Source organism: Enterobacter sp. V87_3, assembly GCF_029967835.1.
Classification (GTDB): Bacteria; Pseudomonadota; Gammaproteobacteria; order Enterobacterales; family Enterobacteriaceae; genus Enterobacter; species Enterobacter cancerogenus.
This window is the reverse complement of sequence record NZ_JASCAM010000022.1, coordinates 180176-200921: the sequence shown is the minus strand read 5'-3', so window position 1 is coordinate 200921 and position 20746 is coordinate 180176. Positions and strand designations below refer to the sequence as shown.

Genomic DNA, 20746 nt, shown 5'->3' with positions numbered 1-20746 from the left:
TCTGGCCGGGCGTTGCCCGGCTTTTTCGCACGCATACCTTTTGCTAACCCCGCGATTTCCCGCCACAATATTGTATCTTTCCCGTTTACACGTGACCCATGCAACGTCTACATGCCTACCCCGACATCCGCGCGATGTTTCGCCGCCTGCTGATCGCCACCCTGACTGGCGTACTGGCCGCGCTGGCCGTGGCCCTGTTTCGGCATTCTATGTATCTGCTGGAGTGGCTGTTTCTCAGTAACAGCAGCGGCAGCCTGGTGAACGCCGCCGCCGCATTATCGCCCTGGCGACGGGCATTAACGCCTGCACTCGGCGGGCTGGCCGCCGGACTATTGCTGTGGGGATGGCAACGCTTTACGGCACAACGCCCGCACGCGCCCACGGATTATATGGAAGCGCTGGAGACCGGCGATGGGCAGTTTGACTATGGGGCCAGCCTGGTGAAGTCGCTCGCCTCGCTGCTGGTGGTTGCCAGCGGCAGCGCCATTGGCCGGGAAGGTGCGATGATCCTGCTCGCCGCCCTCGCCGCCTCCTTCTTTGCCCAGCGCTTCACGCCAAAATCAGAGTGGAAGCTGTGGATCGCCTGCGGAGCCGCCGCCGGGATGGCAAGTGCCTACCACGCGCCGCTGGCGGGCAGTCTGTTTATTGCAGAAATCCTCTTCGGGACGCTGATGCTGGCCTCCCTCGGGCCGGTGGTCATCGCCGCCGTGGTGGCATTGCTCACCACTCGTCTGTTAAGCCCCGGAGCCAACACGCTCTATGAGGTGCATCTTAGCCAGGCGCTCAGCGCAGCGGATTACTCTCTGATTGTGGGGATGGGGCTGATCGCGGGCGTCTGCGGTCCGCTGCTGATGTGGCTCATGACCTACAGCCACGCCCTGTTTCTGCGGCTGAAGCTGACGCCACCGTTGCAGCTGGCGCTTGGCGGGCTGATCGTCGGGTCATTGTCGATTATCACGCCTAAAGTGTGGGGCAATGGTTACAGCGTGGTGCAGGCCTTTCTTCTCGCGCCGCCGCTGCTGTCGGTGATTGCGGGGGTGTTTCTCTGCAAGCTGCTGGCGGTGCTGGCCAGTAGCGGCTCAGGCGCGCCGGGCGGGGTATTTACGCCCACGCTGTTTATTGGCATGGGGACGGGCATGCTGTTTGCGCAGATTTTTGCGCTGTGGTTACCGGGGTCTGAAACGGCGATTTTACTGGGGCTGGCGGGAATGGCGACCTTGCTCGCGGCGACCACGCATGCGCCAATCATGTCGGCATTAATGGTGTGCGAAATGACCGGGCAGTATGTCTTACTGCCCGGCCTGCTGGTTGCGTGCGTGGTCGCATCGGTGCTTTCGCGGACGTTACGCCACGACTCTATCTACGGACAACATCCCGCCGAGAGCAGAGAGGTCGACGTATTGCGCTAACTCGCGCTGCTCGGCACGCGGCAGGTAAGGCAGTTCGCCCACCAGCGGCCCGGGTAATTTTTTGCTAAGCACGTCAATGATTTCAGCGTAATGTGCCAGCCCCGGGTTAATGCGGTTCGCCACCCAGCCAATTAGCGGCAGGCCGTCGTTTGCGATAGCCTGGGCCGTGAGCAGCGCATGGTTGATGCACCCTTCCTGGATCCCCACCACCATCACCACCGGCAGCTGTTCCTGCACCACCCACTCCGAGAGCGGACGCAAATCGTTCATCAGGCTGCGCCAGCCGCCGGTGCCTTCGACCACCACGTGATCCACTTGCGCGCTGAGGTTCGCCAGCCCATCAGATAACAACGTGTAATTGATCAGGCCACTGTGCGCCACGCTGCTTTCATCTTCGCTTAACGCAATCGGATTGACCGCATGATAAGGCAGCTCCAGGGATGAGACGCTTTGGAGGACCAGAGCATCTTTATTGCGCAGCCCCTCTGGCGTCTCTTTACTGCCTTTTGCGACCGGCTTGTAGCCTGCAACGCGTTTATTGCTCGCCGCCAGGGCCTGCAATAGCGCGCGGGATACAACAGTCTTCCCGACAGAAGTATCAGTACCAGTTACAAAGAAACGCTTAAGCATGACTCACTCCACCCCTTGGGTATGCTTTGAAAATATAAACCAGGTAAATAATTCAGTGGAGGAAGTCTACGGGATGCCTGCGCTACCCGGCTTGAGATAGCGCAATTTTTCGTACATCTCTGGAAAAGAGTTAACCCTGAAGCAAACGGATCAGTAAAGAACCGTTATACATTGCGTCTTTGACCAGCGCCGCGCCGGCCATAGTGCCCTGGTTAGAAAACTGGGTGCTTTCAACCACGATATTCTTGCTGTACGCGGGCAGAGATTGCTGGTTGATGCAGGCGGATATTGTCGGGAAGAGAATATCGGGTGCCTGGCTCAGCGGCGAACCAATCAGAATTTTTTGTGGATTAAAGAGATTGACCATGATGGCGAGGATCCGGCCCACGTTATTCCCCACGCCGGTAATGATGTCCTTCGCCAGCAGATCGCCCTGCTGCGCGGCGGCGCACAGGGAATCGACGGTTAAGGGCTGGCCGTGAAGCGAGGAACTCATCGACTGGCTCAGACGCACCTGCGCCAGCTCCAGCACGCTTTCTACGCTGGCAATGGTTTCCAGGCAGCCGTGGTTGCCGCAATAGCAGCGCTTACCGTACGGATCGACCTGAGTATGACCAATTTCAACCAGGCTACTGCTTCCGGCATGCAGCAAGCGTCCGTCGGTAATCACGCCGGCCCCGACGTTATGATCGATAACCACCTGAATCACGTCCCGCGCGCCGCGCGAGGCACCAAACAAGGCTTCCGCCATCGTCCAGGCGCTGATGTCGTGCTGAATATAGACGGGCACCCCGGTATGGCTCTCCAGCACATCGCCAAGGGGCATCTCTTTCACGCCGTCGTAAAACGGCATGCGATGCACAATGCCATTTTCCGTATCAATGATGCCGGGCAGGGTGATGGCGATCGCCGTCAGGCGCTCAAGGCGCTGCTGATGGCGTATAAAAAACTGGTCGATATGAGTGAGAATGGCGTCAAGGAGCGGCTGTTCGGCATCAAGCGGCAGATCCAGACGGTCTTCCACCACCAGCTTGCTGCTTAAATCACGCAGGGCAAGGAAGATTTCACCGCGGCTTATGCGCATCGAGAGGTAATGCCAGGCCTCGGTTTCGACAATCAGCCCTACCGCCGGACGTCCACGGCTGCCCGGCTCCTGGATTTCTGTCTCCTGAACAAGATGGGCTTCCAGCATTTCGCGAACAATTTTCGTGATACTGGCAGGCGCCAGTTGAGCCAGGCGCGAAAGATCGATGCGCGAAACCGGTCCGAGCTGATCAATCAGGCGATACACCGCGCCAGCGTTGGTCTGCTTAATCTGATCAATATGCCCTGGCTGACTATCAGCAACCACCTCGTACTCCCTTATTTTCGAGCTTCGAAATAAACTGTGGGCTATGGTGAAGCACTTCAATGGCCGCCGTCAAATTTTTACTTAGCCATGTGATTTACAGCACATTTCTGCCCACTTTTCCCTGTATTTATCGCCCCTGTGAGGCGCTGATAAGCTGCTTTTTAAAACGCTGTGCCGCCTGGCTCAGTTCATGATGTTTTGACCACACCAGCCACATCTCAGAGACCGCATCCTCTTCGGCAAGCGCAACCCAGCGCATCTCGCGCAGCTGCACCCGCTTAAAGGAGGCCGGCAAGATCGAAACCCCCAGCCCTGCCGCCACCAGGCCGATAATCGTCATCGCCTCTCCCACCTCCTGGGCGATCGTTGGCGTGAGATCGTAGCGACGCAGTAATCCAAGGATATCATCATACAGGCCTGTGCCCACCTGCGGATCAAAAAAGACAAACGGCTCAGCTGCCAGCTCTGTCAGGGTGACGACGGGCTTTGCGGCCAGCGGATGATCGCGCGGGATCATCGCCATCAGCGGCTCGCGCAGGATAACCTCCCACGCCAGCGTGTCGGGGAGCAGAGTATTGCGCATCAGCCCGAGGTCAAGCGACCCTTCGTTGAGGGGCGAAATTTGCTCACGGGTATTAATTTCGCGGGTCTGAATATGCACGTCCGGAGAGTGACGGCGAAACGAGGAAAGCGTGGCCGATACTGCACCGATAAAGGGTGCCGAGGAGGTAAAACCGATGCGTAACTCCCCCGTTTCGCCCATGTACAGGCGTTCCGCCCTGGCGGCGGCGTCGTTCACCAGGCCCAGAATGTGTCGGCTATCGGCAAGAAACTGCCTGCCCGCCGCGGTCAGGCTTACGCTGCGGTTAGTCCTGGCAAGCAGGCGTGCCCCAATCTGCTGCTCGAGGATCTGAATTTGCTGGCTCAACGGGGGCTGGGAGATATTCAGACGCGCGGCGGCGCGGCCAAAATGCAGCTCCTCAGCGACCGCGACGAAGTAACGTAGGTGACGCAGCTCGATATTCATATTTCTAAAGTATCATTTGAGATTATTAATATATTAGACAGAATATTTACATTTTCCTACTCTGATCCTGTGGTCATATTCGTCACCCGTCATCCCGGGGATGTTAAGCAAGGAAACCGTGTGAGTCGTACATCTACCCTCGATATCGATCCGGCAAGCGATATCGATGATTTACCCCCAGCAGCACAGCCGGTGCAGTTCATCAAACGTGGTACCCCTCAGTTTATGCGCGTCACGCTGGCGCTCTTTTCGGCCGGTCTGGCCACCTTTGCCCTGCTCTACTGCGTTCAGCCCATCCTGCCCGTTTTATCCCATGAGTTTGGCGTCTCGCCTGCCACCAGCAGTATTTCGCTCTCCATTTCAACCGGCATGCTGGCGGTGGGCCTGCTGTTCACCGGACCACTTTCAGATGCGATAGGCCGTAAACAGGTGATGGTCACGGCGCTTATGCTGGCGTCCGTATGCACGCTCTTGTCCACCATGATGACCAGCTGGCACGGCATTCTGGTGATGCGCGCCCTGATTGGCTTATCGCTAAGCGGCGTGGCGGCAGTTGGCATGACCTACCTCAGCGAAGAGATCCACCCGAGCTTCGTCGCGTTCTCGATGGGGCTGTACATCAGCGGAAACTCCATCGGCGGGATGAGCGGGCGTCTGCTGAGCGGTGTCTTTACCGACTTCTTTAACTGGCGCATTGCGCTGGCGGTGATTGGTCTCTTCGCCCTTGCCGCCGCGCTGATGTTCTGGAAAATTTTGCCCGCGTCACGCCACTTCCGCCCGACGTCCCTGCGCCCGAAAACGCTGTTTATCAATTTCCGTCTGCACTGGCGGGATAAAGGGCTGCCGCGTTTATTCCTGACCGGTTTCCTGCTGATGGGGTCGTTTGTCACGCTGTTTAATTACATCGGCTACCGTCTGATGCTCTCCCCGTGGCACCTGAGCCAGGCGGTGGTGGGTCTGCTGTCTGTCGCCTATCTGACCGGCACCTGGAGTTCACCGAAAGCCGGAGCGATGACTGCACGCTTTGGCCGTGGCCCCGTGATGCTGGTTTCGACCGCGGTGATGCTGCTCGGCCTGCTGATGACGCTGTTCTCTTCCCTGTGGCTGATTTTTACCGGCATGCTGCTTTTCTCTGCCGGTTTTTTTGCCGCCCACTCCGTCGCCAGCAGCTGGATTGGCCCGCGCGCCCGCCGTGCCAAAGGCCAGGCGTCGTCACTGTATCTCTTTAGCTATTATCTCGGTTCAAGCATTGCCGGGACGCTCGGCGGCGTCTTCTGGCATAACTACGGCTGGAACGGTGTCGGCGGGTTTATCGCCCTGATGCTGTGTGCGGCGCTGCTGGTGGGCGGGAGTTTGCATAAGAGACTGAAATAGACCCGGAGTCCCTTCTTTCTGGTGCAGGAAATGTGCAGGGTTTGTGTTGAAATTTTGTTACTATCCACGAACGCTCCTGAAAACATTCCCATCCAGAAGGAAGAACAAGAATGGAAAAAAATCCGCAATACCAACAACTTGTAAAAGTATTCCAGCGTCTCTCCCGCTTCTCCCACCTCTCCTCCATCGCCAGCTGGGATATGTTTACCATGATGCCTCCGGGCGGAAGCGCCGCGCGCGGTGAAGCTCTGGCGGAGATGAGCGTCCTGCAACATCAGATCCTGACCGATAAAAAAGTGGGCGACTGGCTGGCAGCGGCGGCGCAGGAAGATCTGAATGACGTTGAACAGGCTAATCTGCGCGAAATGACGCGCCATTACCAGCAGGCCTCTCTGTTGCCGGAATCGCTGGTAGAGGCCAAATCGCTGGCGGGGAGCAAGTGTGAACATGCCTGGCGTACCCAACGTCCCGCCAATGACTGGCAGGGTTTTTCTGCCAATCTGAAAGAGGTAGTCAAGCTCAGCCGCGAAGAGGCGCGTCTGCGCGCCGAGTCTAAAGGTTGTTCGCCGTACGATGCGCTGCTGGATATTTTTGAACCCGATATGACCAGCGCTCGCCTCGACGTACTGTTTGGCGATATGAAATCCTGGCTGCCGGACCTGCTGGCAAACGTTGTTGAAAAGCAGGCTCAGCAGTCGTTCGTTCCGCCACAGGGGCCTTTCCCGACGGCGACGCAGCGTGAGCTGGGGCTGGAAGCCATGAAGATGCTTGGCTTCGACTTCAACGGTGGTCGTCTGGACGTCAGCGCGCATCCGTTCTGTGGCGGTGTGCCGGAAGATGTGCGCATCACCACCCGCTATGATGAGAACGAACTGCTCAGCGCCCTGTTTGGCGTGATCCATGAAACCGGCCATGCACGTTACGAACAAAACCTGCCCCGCGCCTGGGCCGGGCAGCCGATTGCGCTGGCGCGTTCCACGGCCATCCACGAATCCCAGAGCCTGTTCTTCGAGATGCAGTTGGGGCGCAGTAATGCCTTCCTGAAGCACCTGCTCCCGGCGGTGCATGCCCGTTTCGGCAGCCAGGCGGCCTTTAGCGAAGAGAACTTTACCGCCTGGAACCAGCGCGTTAAACCGGGCTACATACGTGTCGATGCCGACGAAGTGAGTTATCCCGCGCATGTGGTGTTGCGTTATGAAATTGAACGTGCGTTGATTAATGGCGAGATTGAAGTGGATGACATTCCGGCCCTGTGGGATGAAAAAATGCAGGCCTTGCTCGGACTGTCCACCAAAGACAACTACCGCAACGGTTGCATGCAGGATATCCACTGGACCGACGGCGGCTTCGGCTACTTCCCGTCCTACACGCTGGGGGCGATGTACGCCGCACAGCTGTTCCACGCCGCCAGTACGGCGCTGCCTGACCTAGAGGCCTCTATCGCTGAGGGTGATTTCAGCGCTCTGTTTGACTGGCTGCGCCAGAACATCTGGCAACACGGTAGCCGCTTCACCACCTCACAGCTGATCGCTCAGGCCACCGGCGAAGATCTTAACGTTCGCTATTTCCGCGAGCATCTGACCTCACGCTATCTGTAACCGCCTTCGCCGGGTTCGTACCCGGCGTTGTACATATGGTTACACGCGGATACCAATCACTCACGGAAACCCAGAATTTACAGGGATATAGTTATTTCAACGGCCCCGCAGTGGGGTTAACTGAAAAACCAAATTCGAGGGTATGAACATGAAAAAAGTATTAGCTCTGGTTGTTGCCGCTGCTATGGGTCTGTCTTCTGCTGCGTTCGCTGCAGAAACTACCGCGACGCCTGCTGCTGCGCCAACGACCACTACCGCTGCTCCGGCTAAAACCGTTCACCATAAAAAGCATCACAAAGCGGCTAAACCTGCTGCAGAGCAGAAAGCGCAGGCAGCGAAGAAGCACCACAAAAAAGCAACCAAGCCTGCGGTAGAGCAGAAAGCACAGGCGGCGAAAAAGCATCACAAAAAAGCGACCAAGCCAGCGGCTGAACAGAAAGCGCAGGCCGCTAAAAAGCATCACAAAAAAGCGGTAAAACACGAAACGGCTAAACCTGCTGCACAGCCAGCAGCATAAGCGTACACGCTGAACCGTGTCCTTCGGGACACGTTGGTAAACCGGCGCTGAACAGATTGTCAGCGCCGTTTTTTATCCGGAGGGCGTATGCTGCGACGCTATCGGTTTGAGCTCATTCTTATCTTCCTTATTTTATGCGCGCTCATCGCAAGCCATTTTTATCTTTCCTGACTGTAGCACGCTGATTTTACTCCCACTTTAGCGCCGTCCCGTCTATAGTATTTTTACAGGGTTCACTTTTAATAATCATAATTACCCCACCAGAGTGTGATATGCGTAAATCTGTTGTGCTGTTACTGGGAACGTTTGGGCTTTTTTCTGGCTTTACCCATGCGGATGATGGTGATGAAAGCGTCATAAGCGCGAAAGAGGTCAAGACGCTGTTTTTTGGTCATGACGACCGCACGCGCGTTGCCGATCCCACTCAGGCCCCCTGGGATGCCATAGGTCAACTGGAGACCGCCAGCGGTAACCTCTGTACCGCCACGCTCATTACCCCTAAGCTTGCCCTGACGGCAGGCCACTGCCTGCTCACTCCGCCCAACGGGAAACCGGACAAAGCCGTCGCCCTGCGCTTCGTGTCGCTAAAAGGGATATGGCGCTATGAAATCCACGGGATTGAAGGCCGCGTTGATCCGTCGCTCGGTAAAAGGCTCAAGCCCGATGGCGATGGCTGGATCGTGCCGCCTGCGGCTGCTTCATGGGATTTTGGTCTGATCGTGCTGCGTTATCCGCCGTCGGGCATTACCCCGCTGCCATTGTTTGAGGGAGACAAAGCGGCGCTCACCGCCGCGCTGAAAGCGGCCGACCGCAAAGTCACGCAGTCAGGCTACCCTGTCGATCATCTGGATGCGCTTTATACCCACACGGACTGCGTCGTCACAGGCTGGGCGCAAAACAGCGTGCTTTCGCATCAGTGCGATACCTTACCGGGAGATAGCGGCTCGCCGCTGATGTTAAAAACCGACAACGGCTGGCAGTTAATCGGGGTACAAAGCTCTGCGCCCGCCGCCAAAGACCGCTGGCGTGCCGATAACCGCGCGCTCTCCGTGACCGGCTTTCGTGACAAGCTCGACGCACTGGCGCAGCAGTAACGTCTTTTTTCGTCTCCCCCAAACGTAACACAGGCAGCGAATGTCGCTGCCTGTAAACATTGGTGGAGGGGGATCAGGCGAATTTAATCATGATCATGCCCGCCAGTAACAGCACCAGCCCTATCCAGCCTTTGTTATTTAAACGCTGACCGAACAGGATCCAGCCCGCGGCCAGAGTGGCGGCGATACCGAATCCGCCCCAGAGCGCATACGCCACTGAGAGATCGATGCCTTTCACCGCCTGTGACAGGGCGCTAAACGCCCCGAGCACAGCAGCAATCGACATCAGGCCGTAAAACTTACGGCGAAAACCGTCCGAGAACTTCAAAAAAACGTTAGCCGCAATTTCCAGCACGATAGCGAGTCCCAGCCAGGCCGCATGGATCCATTCAAACTGCTGCATGGGTCTGCTCCTTTGGCTGTTTTGTCGGCTTACGTGTACCCGATTTAATCAGCACGATCCCGGCCACCAGCGTGGTCAAACCGGCAATCTTCATGGTCGATAACGTTTCGTCAAATAACATCACGCTGAACAACGTGATCAGCAAAATACCGATACCTTCCCACAGCGCATAGGCGACACCCAGTGCGATTTTTTTAACCGCGAAGGAGAGAAAAATATAGGAAAGGGTAATCATCACCAGCATTAAAATAAAGCCGGTGTTGCCATCACTGACGCTGGCCCATTTCATAGACAGCGTGCCGGTAATTTCAGCGACGATCGCTAATGCTAATAAAATCCAGTAAAACATGGTTTTTCTCCTGCTTGAGAATATAATCCATCGAGGCCCGCTGAGCACAGCAAACCCTAAAAATATGAAATTAAATCAGACAGCTAAGCGCATAGCGCCAGCTCAGGCAGAAGATGTGACTACAGCGCGGTGTGCCAGTGTTGCTCACCAAAGAGAAGGCAGAAGGAGGAAGAAATGACAGCGGTGTTTTTTGAAAAATACGTCCTGAACAAATTGTCCATAATATTACAATTATCCGCGTTGTTGCTTCTCGTCTTTGCGGATGAAAATTGTCCTCGGTAGTTGAACACGCCTGATTTGTACCATAAGCCAGGAATTTACTCAAAGCCTTTTCAATTCTTTACCCAGCTTGTTTGATTTTGGTTAGTTTTTTTAAACGGCTTTCGCATCTATTATAAATAAAAAGATTATTCAGGAACGTCCATGGCCAAACCCATCATTACCCTGAACGGACTCAAGATTGTCATTATGCTGGGCATGCTGGTGATTATCTTGACCGGCGTGCGCTTTGCCGCTGACATTATCGTGCCCTTTATTCTGGCGCTGTTCATCGCAGTGATCCTCAATCCGCTGGTGCACCGCATGGTCCGGCTGCGCATACCGCGGGTGCTGGCCATTACGCTGCTGATCGGCATTATTATTGTCGCCATGGTGCTGCTGGTGGCCTATCTAGGTACATCGCTGAACGAGCTGGCGCGCACGCTGCCCAAATACCGCTCGTCGCTGGCGATCCCGCTGATGCAACTCGAGCCATGGCTGCAGCGTGCGGGCATAGAAATTTCTGTTGAAGAGCTGCTGAGGTATATCGATCCCAATGCGGCCATGACCATCGTCACCAGCCTGCTGGCCCAGCTCTCCAACGCCATGACCTCCATTTTCCTGCTGTTTTTGACCGTGGTGTTTATGCTGCTGGAAGTGCCGCAGCTGCCCGCCAAACTGCAGCAAATGATGGTCCGCCCGGTTGAGGGCATGGGCGCTATTCAGCGCGCGCTGGACAGCGTCTCTCGCTATCTGGTGTTGAAAACCGCCATCAGCCTGGTGACGGGTGCGGTAGTCTGGGGCATGCTGATGGCTCTGGACGTCCGCTTTGCGTTCGTCTGGGGACTGCTAGCCTTTGCCCTGAACTATATTCCCAACATTGGTTCGGTGCTGGCGGCGATCCCGCCGATTCTTCAGGTTCTGGTCTTCAGCGGGCTGTACGATGCGCTTGTTCTGCTGGCGGGGTACCTGATCGTTAACCTCATTTTCGGCAACATACTGGAGCCGCGCATGATGGGACGCGGTCTCGGGCTTTCCACCCTTGTCGTTTTCTTATCGCTGATATTCTGGGGCTGGCTGCTTGGTCCGGTCGGGATGCTGCTCTCCGTTCCCCTGACCATCATTGTGAAAATCGGCCTTGAGCAAACCGCGGGCGGACAAAGCATCGCGGTATTACTCAGCGATATGAGCCATAAATAAGGGTGCCGGGGGGTCAGACGCCCATCGCCAGCATGGGCTTACCGGGCCTTCCGGCTTCACGATACGCGGCAAGCGCCGCCTTCCACTCCGTCAGGGGATAGAGGGTGGCGTCGCGATATAGGCTTGCCCGCAGCTTCGGCCAGATGCGCCCGAACTCCGCCTGCCATGCCTCTGTGCTCAGTGCATCCAGTGAGTTCCGAATATGGAACCACGCCACGCGCGGTAGCGCCCGCTGCTGACGGAAGGTTTGCCCGCTCAGCAGCCCATAGCAAACAAAGACGCCCTTCTCCGGCATGGCATCCAGGATCGCCTCCGCCAGGCTGCCGCCCGTGGCGTCAAACACCACGTCCGCGCGGGCAGCAACCGCGTTGATTGTTGCCGTATCCTGCTGAGCAATGGGGATGATCCCCATAGCGGCGAGCCGCCCGGCATGGACAGGCGAGCGATGGATCCCGTACACCGCCTGCGCTCCGGCCTGGCGCGCCCACTGTCCGAGCAACACCGCACAGTCAGAGCCCGCTGCCGTCAGGAGTATTGTTTTCCCGTCTGGCGGATGGTTATCCAGCATCATCTGTGCCGCCAGCGGGTTGATATACGCCCGTGCGGCAAGCGTTGAGTCGATATCGTCCGGCACGGGGATCGCATACCCGGCCGGGCAATCCACGTAGCGCTGCCAGGTTCCCTGCCCCCTCAGCGGCAGCACGCGTTTACCCAGAAGGCAGGCAAACGCCTCGGGTGCCTCAGTGACGATCCCGACCCCTTCGTACCCCGCCACCGCCGGTAATGACGTCCGGTGGCGGTACGCGCCGGTTATCGGGATAAGATCGGAGGCATTGACCGGCGAAAAGAGCATTTGCACCCGCAAATGCTCCGGGGAGCGGGCGTTGAGCCGCGAAACCTCAGGTTGCAGAACGCTGTCTGGCTCGCCGAAACGGCGATACCAGAGGGCAAGATTTTCCATTATGTCTCGCTGTGAAGGCCGGTTTAGCTGTCGCGCCAGCCCAGTGCCGGTGCAACATGCTTAAGAATGGATTCAATAACATGCGCATTGTAATCCACACCCAGCTGGTTTGGCACGGTCAGCAACAGGGTATCCGCTTCAGCGATGGCTTCGTCCTGTTTCAGCTGTTCAATCAGCTTGTCAGGCTCCGCTGCATAGCTACGGCCAAAGATCGCACGCGTTTTTTCATCGAGGAAGCCCACGCTGTCGCTGTCGTTACGGCTTGCACCAAAGTAGCTCCGGTCACGATCGTTCATCAGGGCAAAAATGCTGCGGCTCACCGACACGCGCGGCGTCCGGGTATGCCCGGCTTGCGCCCATGCCTCGCGGTAGGCACGGATCTGTTTTGCCTGCTGAATATGGAACGGCTCGCCGGTTTCATCATCTTTCAGCGTCGAACTTTGCAGGTTCATGCCCAACTGAGCGGCCCACACCGCCGTGGCATTCGAGCCTGCCCCCCACCAGATTCGGTCGCGTAAACCTTCAGAATGGGGTTCCAGACGCAACAGTCCCGGCGGGTTCGGGAACATCGGCTGCGGGTTAGGTTTCGCAAAGCCTTCGCCACGCAGCGCCTCAAGCAGTACCTCGGTGTGGCGGCGCGCCATATCCGACTCGTTTTCGCCTTCCTGCGGCACGTAGCCAAAATAGCGCCAGCCGTCGATCACCTGCTCCGGTGAGCCGCGGCTGATGCCCAACTGCAGGCGACCGCCGGAAATCAGATCCGCCGCGCTCGCCTCCTCGGCCATATACATCGGGTTTTCATAACGCATATCGATAACGCCCGTGCCGATCTCGATCCGTTTGGTTTTCGCGCCAATGGCGGCCAGCAATGGGAACGGCGAGCTGAGCTGGCGGGCAAAGTGGTGCACGCGGAAATACGCGCCGTCAGCGCCAAGCTCTTCGGCCGCAACGGCCAGATCGATGGATTGCAGCAGCGTGTCCGCCGCAGAACGGGTGGCAGACTGCGCCGACGGCGTCCAGTGACCAAATGACAAAAAGCCGATCTTTTTCATAACGCGCATCCTGGTTAAAACGGGTTTCCCCCACTTTACGCATTCCATGATGAGAATAAATACCGTTTCTTTCACTGACCAGGTCAAATAAATTGACGGACCGATCGTGACGCTTATCACGTGCCAGCCACCAGCCCCAGATAGGCGTTCACTGCTGCACTCGGCTCCTGCTTACGACTGATAAGTACAAGGTTGGCGGTGAAATCGGGCTCGTTCAAAGGACGATAAACCAGCCCCGGGATATTCACCTGCTGAAGCGGGGCCGGGATCAACGCCAGCCCTAACCCGGTCGCCGCCATCGCCAGAATACTCAGCGTACTGCCGGAGCGGTACGCCACATGACACTGCTCTCCGAGCTTTTGAGTCAGCATGATAAACAGATGCTCATGCGCATCGTGCGCGTCGTAAAGCACAAGCGGCTTCCCGGCCAGCATTCCAATGGTCAAACAGGGGTGCTGAGCGAGTGGATGATCGTCCGTCATCGCGACAAGGAACTCCCAGGCTCCGATGCGCCGGACGTGAATTTCCGGTGCTGAAAGCGTGCTGCTTATCGGGGTATACCCGATATCCAACTGTCCGGCACGAATCGCCTCGACCTGGTTCTGCGGGCCCACTTCCTGAATCATGAGCTCAGCGTCAGGAAAACGTTGATGAAAAAGGCGCAGGTCTGCAATCAACCTTCCGCTGAAAATAGCATTGCCTGCGAACCCTACCCGCACCCGCCCCGTTTCGCCACGCATGGCGCGCGCCACGGTCAATTTCGCGTGCTCCGCCTGTTCGAGCGTGCGCCGGGCTTCGGTCATAAAAAGTTCTCCGGCATCAGTCAGTTCGACCCGGCGGCTGGTGCGCACAAAAAGCGGGCCACCCAGTTCTGCTTCCAGGGCTTTGATCTGCATGCTCAGGGCCGGTTGCACGATATTCATTTTTTCTGCCGCCCGACCGAAATGGCCCTCTTGCGCGACCGCCAGAAAATAACGCAGATGGCGAAGCTCCATACCCACCTCATCGATAATTAAAAATGATTAATCAGTCATATCTATATATTTCATTTTAGCCTGTTATGGCGTCAAACTGCATCCATCCCATAACAGGAGGAAACACAATGCGTAATCTGGAAAATGACAGACAACAACTCAGTGATTTAATGAATGGCTGGATGCACCGGGACCTTGGCGAATGGCATGCGCTACGTGAGCTTTTCCATCCCGACGGCACGATTGAGATCACCTGGTTTGAAGGCCTGGCGAGCGACTTTGTCGACGGCTCTATGCGCATGGGCGCATCTGATCTGCGCACCAAACATTTTATCGCGACGCCTGCCGTGACGTTTAATGCTGAAGGGACTAAAGCGATCCTTGAAACCAACGCGATGATCGTGGCTGAAAATGTGAAGCTCAATATTGGCTGCGAATGCCACAACCGTTTCTACGATCTGGCCGAAAAACGCGACGGCGTGTGGAAACTCTTTCACCGCCAGAGTATCTACGACATGGGCACGTTCACCTTCCCGCTGGGCCCGGTGGAGATAGATCGCACTGTCGTTGCAAAATACCCGCGTGAATATGCCACCCTCGCCTACCTGCTTGAGCAAAGTGGTTTTCCTCTCGGACGAGTATTTGCCACACGCGGCAGCGATCTGGAAGCGAAAATGAAGGCCGACGGTCAGCGCTGGCTCGCAGCCTGAGCGCGATAACCGGGATCCCGTTACCTTTCTGCGGACTTATGCGATATATTTGCGGCCTGAACTCAATCGCAGGTAATCACTGAAATGGCTCTGATCCCCAAAAACTACGCGCGGCTGGAAAGCGGCTACCGCGAGAAAGCGCTCAAAATTTACCCGTGGGTGTGCGGGCGCTGCTCGCGGGAATTTGTTTACTCCAACCTTCGCGAGTTAACAGTCCATCATATCGATCACGATCACACCAATAACCCGGAAGATGGCAGTAACTGGGAGCTGTTGTGCCTGTTTTGTCACGACCATGAACACTCGAAGTACACCGAAGCGGATCAGTACGGCACCACCGTGGTGGCGGGTGAAGATGCGCAGAAAGATGTCGGCGAAGCGACCTACAACCCTTTCGCGGATTTAAAGTCGTTGATGAATAAAAAGAAATAACCTCTCCGCGTGCGTCAGGCAACGACACTGCCTGAGATTGGGCAGTGTCATCTTCGCAATCCCATGGTGTGGTTAGAGTCCCCCCGGCGTTCCCCATACTTAGCAGGTAAAAGCGCGCTCTTTCGCCAGCAGGAAAGGCCGTAAATAGGCCACGGTGTTGGACAGCGGTATGACATCGTCGCTGAGCTTAATCTTAAGCACGTCAGTGAGATAACGTTTGCGGGCCTCTATCCTTGCCCACAGCTCGGGATAAGCGCGCCGGATCTCGGCCTGCAACTGAGCGTCAGCCAGTGCAATGCTCTCTTCAGCACTGACGCCGGTATAGCCCTTCACGGAAGGGATGATATCGATTTGCACAATCATGCCGCTTTTCAGGGTTTGCGTTGAGCCGCTAAACACAGGCGATGACATCCACTCTTCTTCCGCGCTGAGATGGCCCGGATTCAGATGCCAGCCATATTTGTGTTTAGGCAGAACGGATTCGATAAGCGCATAAAGCGCCCCGCCCACCATGCCAACGTGAATATGTTCAAGCCAGGTGACGACCGCGGCGAAATAGGGTTTTGCGATGCGGTCGAGATAGTCTTTTTGCGTTTCCGGCAGCTCACTTTCATCTGCGATGACAAATCCGGTGCGGCTGGACAACCCACCCCGAAAGCCGGTCGTCATGGACAGCGGCTGGCCGCGCTCAACGGGCTTAAACGTGGGATAAAGGTTGGCCTTTTCAAAACGTGTCCCGGCGGCGGCGATGGTGACAACCGTATTATATTGCCCCTGCGCGGCCAGATAGCTGCCGAGTTCCGCCTCCCGAATGCCGGGTTCTACCGCATTCATGGCGTTCAGCATGCAGGTAGACGCCAGATTTGCGCCATATTCATAGTGCGCAATTTCATTCGCGTTGTTGATGGTGCGCACGCCGTTATCCCCGCCGATAAACAGTGAGGTGGCGTTTTCAATGCTTGCATTCGCCCCGGCAGACTCACGCACAGCATCAACGATAAACGACGGGATATCAAACAACTGTTTATTGTCTGTCACGGCTGCGGTGAACATTTTCCAGCCGACCAGCCCGATCCGGGCCATGTCCGACAACCCGACCTCGCGGAAAAGGGCGTCGAGCGGTTTTTCGTTGTCCATGGGCTGGTTGGGCAGTGAGAAATAAGGACTGTGTTTCAGGCTCACCGGGATGCGTGAATGGGCGGCCATTTTGAGATTTTCATTGCCAAGGATTGCGGTCGCCTCCCCGCGCTGCGTCAGGATCAGCAGGCCCTCTTCGAAACGCGGAATGAAACCGGTCAGGTACTCAAAATTGCTGCCATGCTCTTTATCGGCATAAATCATCAGGGCATCAAACCCCTCCTCATGCATGCGCGCAAGAATCTTCGCCTTACGCGACGCCAGGGTGTCATCCGTAAGCGGGACGGGCGCCACATCCGGGAATGTCTCGGGTGCTTCCGTAATCTGCAACTGCACTGCCTTATAATCCATTCTTCTACCCTCACGATCTGCGCTAAACGACGTTTTATCATGCCGTAGTACCCGTCACATAGCTAACCCGATAAACAAAAGGGTGATAAAAGTCACTTCATACACACATCAAAATGACTTAACCCAGAAAATAAAATTCACTATGAACACACTATGCATTGACTTTGCTTTCTCTTGATATCATATTTTACAGCACAAATTAACAAGACACATTCTGGAGGACGTTTTCTATGCCAACCCGTGATTATCCCGACAAACGGACGGCGCGCGGTTTAGCAAAGGAGGCTGACCTGAAAATGTTGAGCGCACGCATCGATGCTGCCCTGATGGAATACGTCAGGACGACCGCGTATGAAACGCGCAAGAGCAAGCAGGAAATTGTGGCGGAGGCGCTGGCGCTGCACAGGCAGAGCCGTCAGGTGGCGACCGGGGCGAAATAAGCCCGTGCGCCCGTCAGAAAAAAGCCCGGTGAAAGATCGCCGGGCTTATATCGGCACGCTTAACTCGACAGGGAATTCAGGGCATCCAGCGCCTCAGGTGGAAGCTCAAGGTCCGCGCTGGCAAGATTTTGCCGCAGATGCGCCACGGACGAGGTGCCCGGGATAAGCAGGATGTTTGGGGAACGTTGCAGTAACCATGCCAGCGCAACCTGCATCGGCGTTGCCCCCAGCGTATCGGCGACCGATTGCAGCCCGGACGATTGCAGCGGCGTAAAGCCCCCGAGCGGGAAGAACGGCACGTAGGCTATCCCCTGCTGCGCAAGGGAATCCACCAGCGCATCATCGCCGCGGTTAACAATGTTATACATGTTTTGCACGCAGACGATGGTTGCGAGGCTCTGCGCTTCGGCAACCTGCGCGGCGGTGACATTACTCAAACCGATGTGTCTTACCAGCCCCTGCTGCTGAAGCTCTGCAAGCGTGCTCAGCGGTTCGGCAATTGAGCCTTCCGCCGGACCGTGCGCGCTGAACATGATCCGCAGGTTCACCACGTCCAGTACGTCCAGCTTAAGGTTACGCAAATTATCGTGTACCGCCTGCGTCAGTTCCGCAGCGGAAAACGCCGGCAGCCAGGAAGCATCCTCCCCACGGCGAGCCCCAATCTTGGTCACGATAGTCAGATCGTCCCGGTACGGGTGCAGCGCCTCGCGGATAAGCTGGTTGGTCACGTGCGGCCCGTAAAAATCACTGGTATCAATGTGATTGACGCCGGCTGCTACCGCTTCGCGAAGCACCTCCAGCGCGGCTTGTTTATCCTTCGGGGGGCCAAACACCCCCGGCCCGGCGAGCTGCATTGCACCATAACCCAGCCGTTTAACCGTACGCGTGCCAAGCGTAAACGTCCCGCTTTTATCAATGCTGCTCATGCTGACCTTCCTCATAAAAATGACTCGGATTTACAACAGGTTCCGTATGGAAACCATTAGTTAAGCAATAGTTAATTAAAGTTTAAAGGGGCTACGACGATAGTAATTATGCAACCCCTGCATCCTAATGGACGACCGCTATGCTGAAAAACCTGCACGTGATCACCGGTATTCTCTTTGCTCTCACCATATTCTGTCTGCTGCAAGTTGTCACGGGAGGCTTGTTCTATTCCGCCGTGAGCAACGACCGTCATAATTTCCAGAACTCCGGGGTACTTAACGCCCAACAGGAGAGCCTGAGCGACAGCGTGAATACGCTGGTGAAAACACGCGTGACCGTCACCCGCGTGGCGATCCGCTATCTGAAAAACCAGCGCGACCCGGCGTCTCTTGCCGCGATCAACACCCTGCTGGGTACCGCCAGCGACTCACTGGTTAAGGCCGAAACGTATCACAACGACTGGCAGAAAATGCCGCAGGTTAAGGGCCAGAACGCGGCCTTAACCGAGGAGATGCAGGCCGCCTGGAAGCAGATGCATGAGGTGATGCGTTTGTCGATTGCGTACCTGCGTGCAGACAATTACCAGGCTTATGGCGATCTTGATGCGCAACAGGCGCAGGATAATATGGAGGCCGTCTACACTCGCTGGCGCGCTGAAAACAATACCCTGCTTAAGGCCGCCGCCGTTGAGAACCAGAGCAGCTTTACCCAGATGCAGTGGACGCTGGGGGCGATCCTGCTGGCGGTGATTGCCGTGCTGATTGTCATCTGGCAGGGGCTGCAGCGCATGCTGTTAAAACCGCTCAACACCATTATGAACCATATTCGTACCATCGCGAGCGGCGATTTGACACAGACCCTTCACCTCTCCGGGCGTAACGAAATGGGCCAGCTCGCAGCCGGTCTGCACGAGATGCAGCAGTCGCTGATCGGCACGGTGAGCGCCGTTCGCGGAAGCACGGACGCCATTTATACCGGGGCGGGCGAAATAGCCGCCGGCAGCAACGATCTCTCGGCCCGGACCGAGCAGCAGGCTGCCTCGCTGGAAGAGACGGCTGCCAGCATGGAGCAGCTGACCGCCACGGTGAAACAGAACTCCGACAACGCCCGACAGGCGACGCTGCTGGCGAAGAACGCCTCTGAAACCGCTGCACGTGGGGGGCAGGTCGTGGATAACGTCGTACGCACCATGACCAACATTGCCGACAGCTCGCGGCAAATTGCGGATATTACCGGCGTCATTGACAGCATCGCCTTCCAGACCAATATTCTGGCGCTGAACGCGGCGGTCGAGGCCGCACGCGCGGGCGAACAGGGTCGGGGTTTTGCCGTGGTCGCGGGCGAAGTTCGCACCTTAGCCAGCCGCAGTGCGCAGGCGGCAAAAGAGATCAAAGGGCTTATCGAGAACTCGGTCAACCGGGTAAACACCGGTTCAGACCAGGTGAGCGAGGCGGGTGCGACCATGAAAGAGATCGTCGCGGCGGTCACCCGCGTGACCGATATCATGGGCGAGATTTCATCCGCCTCTGACGAGCAAAGCCGCGGTATTGAGCAGGTAAGCCTGGCGGTGTCTCAGATGGATAGCGTGACACAGCAAAACGCCGCGCTGGTGCAGGAGTCCGCCACCGCAGCCGCCGCGCTGGAAGATCAGTCCGGGCAGTTACGTCAGGCCGTGGCAGCTTTTCGCCTGAACGTGCAGGAGACGGTTGCCCCACGTCCGACCGGGGTGAAAACACCTCAGCTGTTGCGCCCGGCGACGGCCACGGCAAATGCCGCAGACGCCAACTGGGGAACCTTCTGACATATGCGCCCGCAGACACAATAATGCCAATGAACCGGGGCGTGTTGCGCCAGCATGCCCCGCTCCGAGCCCTGCGCTAGCGGCTACGCTTGGCGTGACGTTCCCAGTTTTCGTGCTTCGCCTCTTCGGATTTGCGCAGCGAGACGTAACACGCCCCGCTGCCGCCGTGGTGCGGTTGCGCTTCACAGAATGCCTGCACGTCGTCGAATTCGGTCAACCAGCGCGCCAGATAGCTGCGCACCACGTTGGGATGGGCGTTTTGCTCGCGCCCTTTACCGTGGATGATAATCAGATTGCGCAAGCCATCGCGACCGGCCTGGCGAATAAAGGAATAGAGCATCTGGCGGCAGCGTTCGACGGGCTGGCGCAGCAGGGTCAGGCTGGCCTGACGGGAGTATTTCCCCGCACGCAGTTTCTCAATCACGCCCTGCTGGACCCCATCACGCTTAAACGCCAGCGGCTCCTCAAGCGGAAGCAGTTCCAGGAACCCAAGCGTCAGAAAGTTATCCAGCTGCTCGGTATAAATATCCTGCCGCTCCCGCGTGTTGCGGTTGGCCTGCCAGTGTATGTCCGCACAGCGTTTCAGGGGCTGGACATCTTCCATGGCGTCTAAGAAAAGGGATTTATCTTCAGGATTCATGGAAATTCTCCGGCTGCATCTGAACATCTACTATACCTGCGCCAGTCGCGGGCCTCAATCTTCCGCTTTTGGCGGATTTCACCGATCCTTCATCGGGCAAATATAATTTTG

At 56.8% G+C, this 20746-nt stretch carries 21 protein-coding genes; 10 read left to right on the top strand and 11 right to left on the bottom strand.

Annotated features, from left to right (window positions below):
* Window positions 1–98: 98 nt before the first annotated feature.
* Window positions 99–1409: a voltage-gated ClC-type chloride channel ClcB gene (clcB, locus tag QLG21_RS10255; protein ID WP_282484323.1), complete on the top strand. Its 1311-nt coding sequence runs from the start codon at window positions 99–101 to the stop codon at window positions 1407–1409.
* Here the strand turns inward: clcB and bioD are convergent.
* The 3 genes from bioD to QLG21_RS10240 form a co-directional block, all read right to left on the bottom strand.
* Window positions 1344–2039 (bottom strand): dethiobiotin synthase, encoded by a 696-nt coding sequence (bioD, locus tag QLG21_RS10250; RefSeq protein ID WP_006175014.1) that lies wholly within the window; start codon window positions 2037–2039, stop codon window positions 1344–1346. The two genes, clcB and bioD, sit on opposite strands and share 66 nt — an antisense overlap.
* Before the next feature lie 130 nt (window positions 2040–2169).
* Window positions 2170–3390, bottom strand: a complete 1221-nt coding sequence (gene mlc, locus QLG21_RS10245; protein WP_042319713.1) for a sugar metabolism global transcriptional regulator Mlc — start codon at window positions 3388–3390, stop codon at window positions 2170–2172.
* Between the two features lie 127 nt (window positions 3391–3517).
* Complete coding sequence (locus QLG21_RS10240) at window positions 3518–4417, bottom strand: LysR family transcriptional regulator (protein ID WP_282484322.1); 900 nt, start codon at window positions 4415–4417, stop codon at window positions 3518–3520.
* A 120-nt stretch (window positions 4418–4537) separates the two neighbouring features.
* On the opposite strand from QLG21_RS10240, the gene QLG21_RS10235 reads away from it, so the two are divergent.
* The 4 genes from QLG21_RS10235 (at window position 4538) to QLG21_RS10220 (ending at window position 9000) form a co-directional block, all read left to right on the top strand.
* On the top strand, window positions 4538–5791 hold the full coding sequence (locus QLG21_RS10235; RefSeq protein ID WP_042319710.1) for an MFS transporter: 1254 nt from the start codon (window positions 4538–4540) through the stop codon (window positions 5789–5791).
* 110 nt (window positions 5792–5901) lie between these two features.
* Window positions 5902–7389, top strand: a complete 1488-nt coding sequence (locus QLG21_RS10230) for a carboxypeptidase M32 (protein WP_282484321.1) — start codon at window positions 5902–5904, stop codon at window positions 7387–7389.
* Between the two features lie 148 nt (window positions 7390–7537).
* Window positions 7538–7906 (top strand): acid resistance repetitive basic protein Asr, encoded by a 369-nt coding sequence (gene asr / locus QLG21_RS10225; RefSeq protein WP_042319707.1) that lies wholly within the window; start codon window positions 7538–7540, stop codon window positions 7904–7906.
* A gap of 272 nt (window positions 7907–8178) precedes the next feature.
* On the top strand, window positions 8179–9000 hold the full coding sequence (locus QLG21_RS10220) for a serine protease (protein WP_006175008.1): 822 nt from the start codon (window positions 8179–8181) through the stop codon (window positions 8998–9000).
* A 73-nt stretch (window positions 9001–9073) separates the two neighbouring features.
* Here the strand turns inward: QLG21_RS10220 and mdtI are convergent, their stop codons facing one another.
* Complete coding sequence (gene mdtI, locus QLG21_RS10215; protein WP_006175007.1) at window positions 9074–9403, bottom strand: multidrug/spermidine efflux SMR transporter subunit MdtI; 330 nt, start codon at window positions 9401–9403, stop codon at window positions 9074–9076.
* On the bottom strand, window positions 9390–9752 hold the full coding sequence (mdtJ, locus tag QLG21_RS10210; RefSeq protein ID WP_058608901.1) for a multidrug/spermidine efflux SMR transporter subunit MdtJ: 363 nt from the start codon (window positions 9750–9752) through the stop codon (window positions 9390–9392). The genes mdtI and mdtJ overlap by 14 nt, the downstream gene beginning before the upstream one ends.
* 423 nt (window positions 9753–10175) lie before the next feature.
* Here mdtJ and QLG21_RS10205 point away from each other — a divergent pair, with 423 nt between their 5' ends.
* The gene (locus tag QLG21_RS10205) at window positions 10176–11210 is read left to right on the top strand and encodes an AI-2E family transporter (protein ID WP_006175004.1); all 1035 of its coding nucleotides are present in this window, start codon (window positions 10176–10178) and stop codon (window positions 11208–11210) included.
* A gap of 13 nt (window positions 11211–11223) precedes the next feature.
* Here QLG21_RS10205 and QLG21_RS10200 read toward each other — a convergent pair whose 3' ends face one another.
* The 3 genes from QLG21_RS10200 to QLG21_RS10190 all read right to left on the bottom strand — a co-directional run bounded on the left by QLG21_RS10200 (window position 11224) and on the right by QLG21_RS10190 (window position 14218).
* Window positions 11224–12171 (bottom strand): zinc-dependent alcohol dehydrogenase family protein, encoded by a 948-nt coding sequence (locus tag QLG21_RS10200; protein ID WP_236347026.1) that lies wholly within the window; start codon window positions 12169–12171, stop codon window positions 11224–11226.
* Between the two features lie 23 nt (window positions 12172–12194).
* On the bottom strand, window positions 12195–13223 hold the full coding sequence (locus tag QLG21_RS10195) for an LLM class flavin-dependent oxidoreductase (RefSeq protein WP_058608903.1): 1029 nt from the start codon (window positions 13221–13223) through the stop codon (window positions 12195–12197).
* Window positions 13224–13339: 116 nt separating this feature from the next.
* The gene (locus QLG21_RS10190; protein WP_101737804.1) at window positions 13340–14218 is read right to left on the bottom strand and encodes a LysR substrate-binding domain-containing protein; all 879 of its coding nucleotides are present in this window, start codon (window positions 14216–14218) and stop codon (window positions 13340–13342) included.
* 107 nt (window positions 14219–14325) lie between these two features.
* Between QLG21_RS10190 and QLG21_RS10185 the strand changes: the two genes are divergently transcribed.
* Window positions 14326–14907 (top strand): nuclear transport factor 2 family protein, encoded by a 582-nt coding sequence (locus QLG21_RS10185; RefSeq protein WP_006175000.1) that lies wholly within the window; start codon window positions 14326–14328, stop codon window positions 14905–14907.
* A gap of 84 nt (window positions 14908–14991) precedes the next feature.
* Window positions 14992–15339 carry an HNH nuclease YajD gene (gene yajD / locus QLG21_RS10180; RefSeq protein ID WP_006174999.1) on the top strand — a complete coding sequence of 116 codons (348 nt, stop codon included), beginning with the start codon at window positions 14992–14994 and terminating at the stop codon, window positions 15337–15339.
* A 99-nt stretch (window positions 15340–15438) separates the two neighbouring features.
* Here yajD and QLG21_RS10175 read toward each other — a convergent pair whose 3' ends face one another.
* Window positions 15439–16827, bottom strand: a complete 1389-nt coding sequence (locus tag QLG21_RS10175) for an aminopeptidase P family protein (RefSeq protein WP_101737806.1) — start codon at window positions 16825–16827, stop codon at window positions 15439–15441.
* Between the two features lie 230 nt (window positions 16828–17057).
* Between QLG21_RS10175 and QLG21_RS10170 the strand changes: the two genes are divergently transcribed.
* The gene (locus tag QLG21_RS10170; RefSeq protein WP_101737807.1) at window positions 17058–17267 is read left to right on the top strand and encodes a hypothetical protein; all 210 of its coding nucleotides are present in this window, start codon (window positions 17058–17060) and stop codon (window positions 17265–17267) included.
* A 59-nt stretch (window positions 17268–17326) separates the two neighbouring features.
* Here QLG21_RS10170 and QLG21_RS10165 read toward each other — a convergent pair whose 3' ends face one another.
* On the bottom strand, window positions 17327–18193 hold the full coding sequence (locus tag QLG21_RS10165; protein ID WP_042319699.1) for an aldo/keto reductase family oxidoreductase: 867 nt from the start codon (window positions 18191–18193) through the stop codon (window positions 17327–17329).
* Between the two features lie 140 nt (window positions 18194–18333).
* Here QLG21_RS10165 and QLG21_RS10160 point away from each other — a divergent pair, with 140 nt between their 5' ends.
* A complete protein-coding gene (locus tag QLG21_RS10160; RefSeq protein ID WP_137848504.1) occupies window positions 18334–19995 on the top strand; it encodes a methyl-accepting chemotaxis protein in 1662 nt (553 codons plus the stop codon).
* 76 nt (window positions 19996–20071) lie between these two features.
* Here the strand turns inward: QLG21_RS10160 and smrA are convergent, their stop codons facing one another.
* Window positions 20072–20635, bottom strand: coding sequence for a DNA endonuclease SmrA (gene smrA / locus QLG21_RS10155; RefSeq protein ID WP_282484320.1), 564 nt, complete (start codon window positions 20633–20635; stop codon window positions 20072–20074).
* Window positions 20636–20746: the final 111 nt, after the last annotated feature.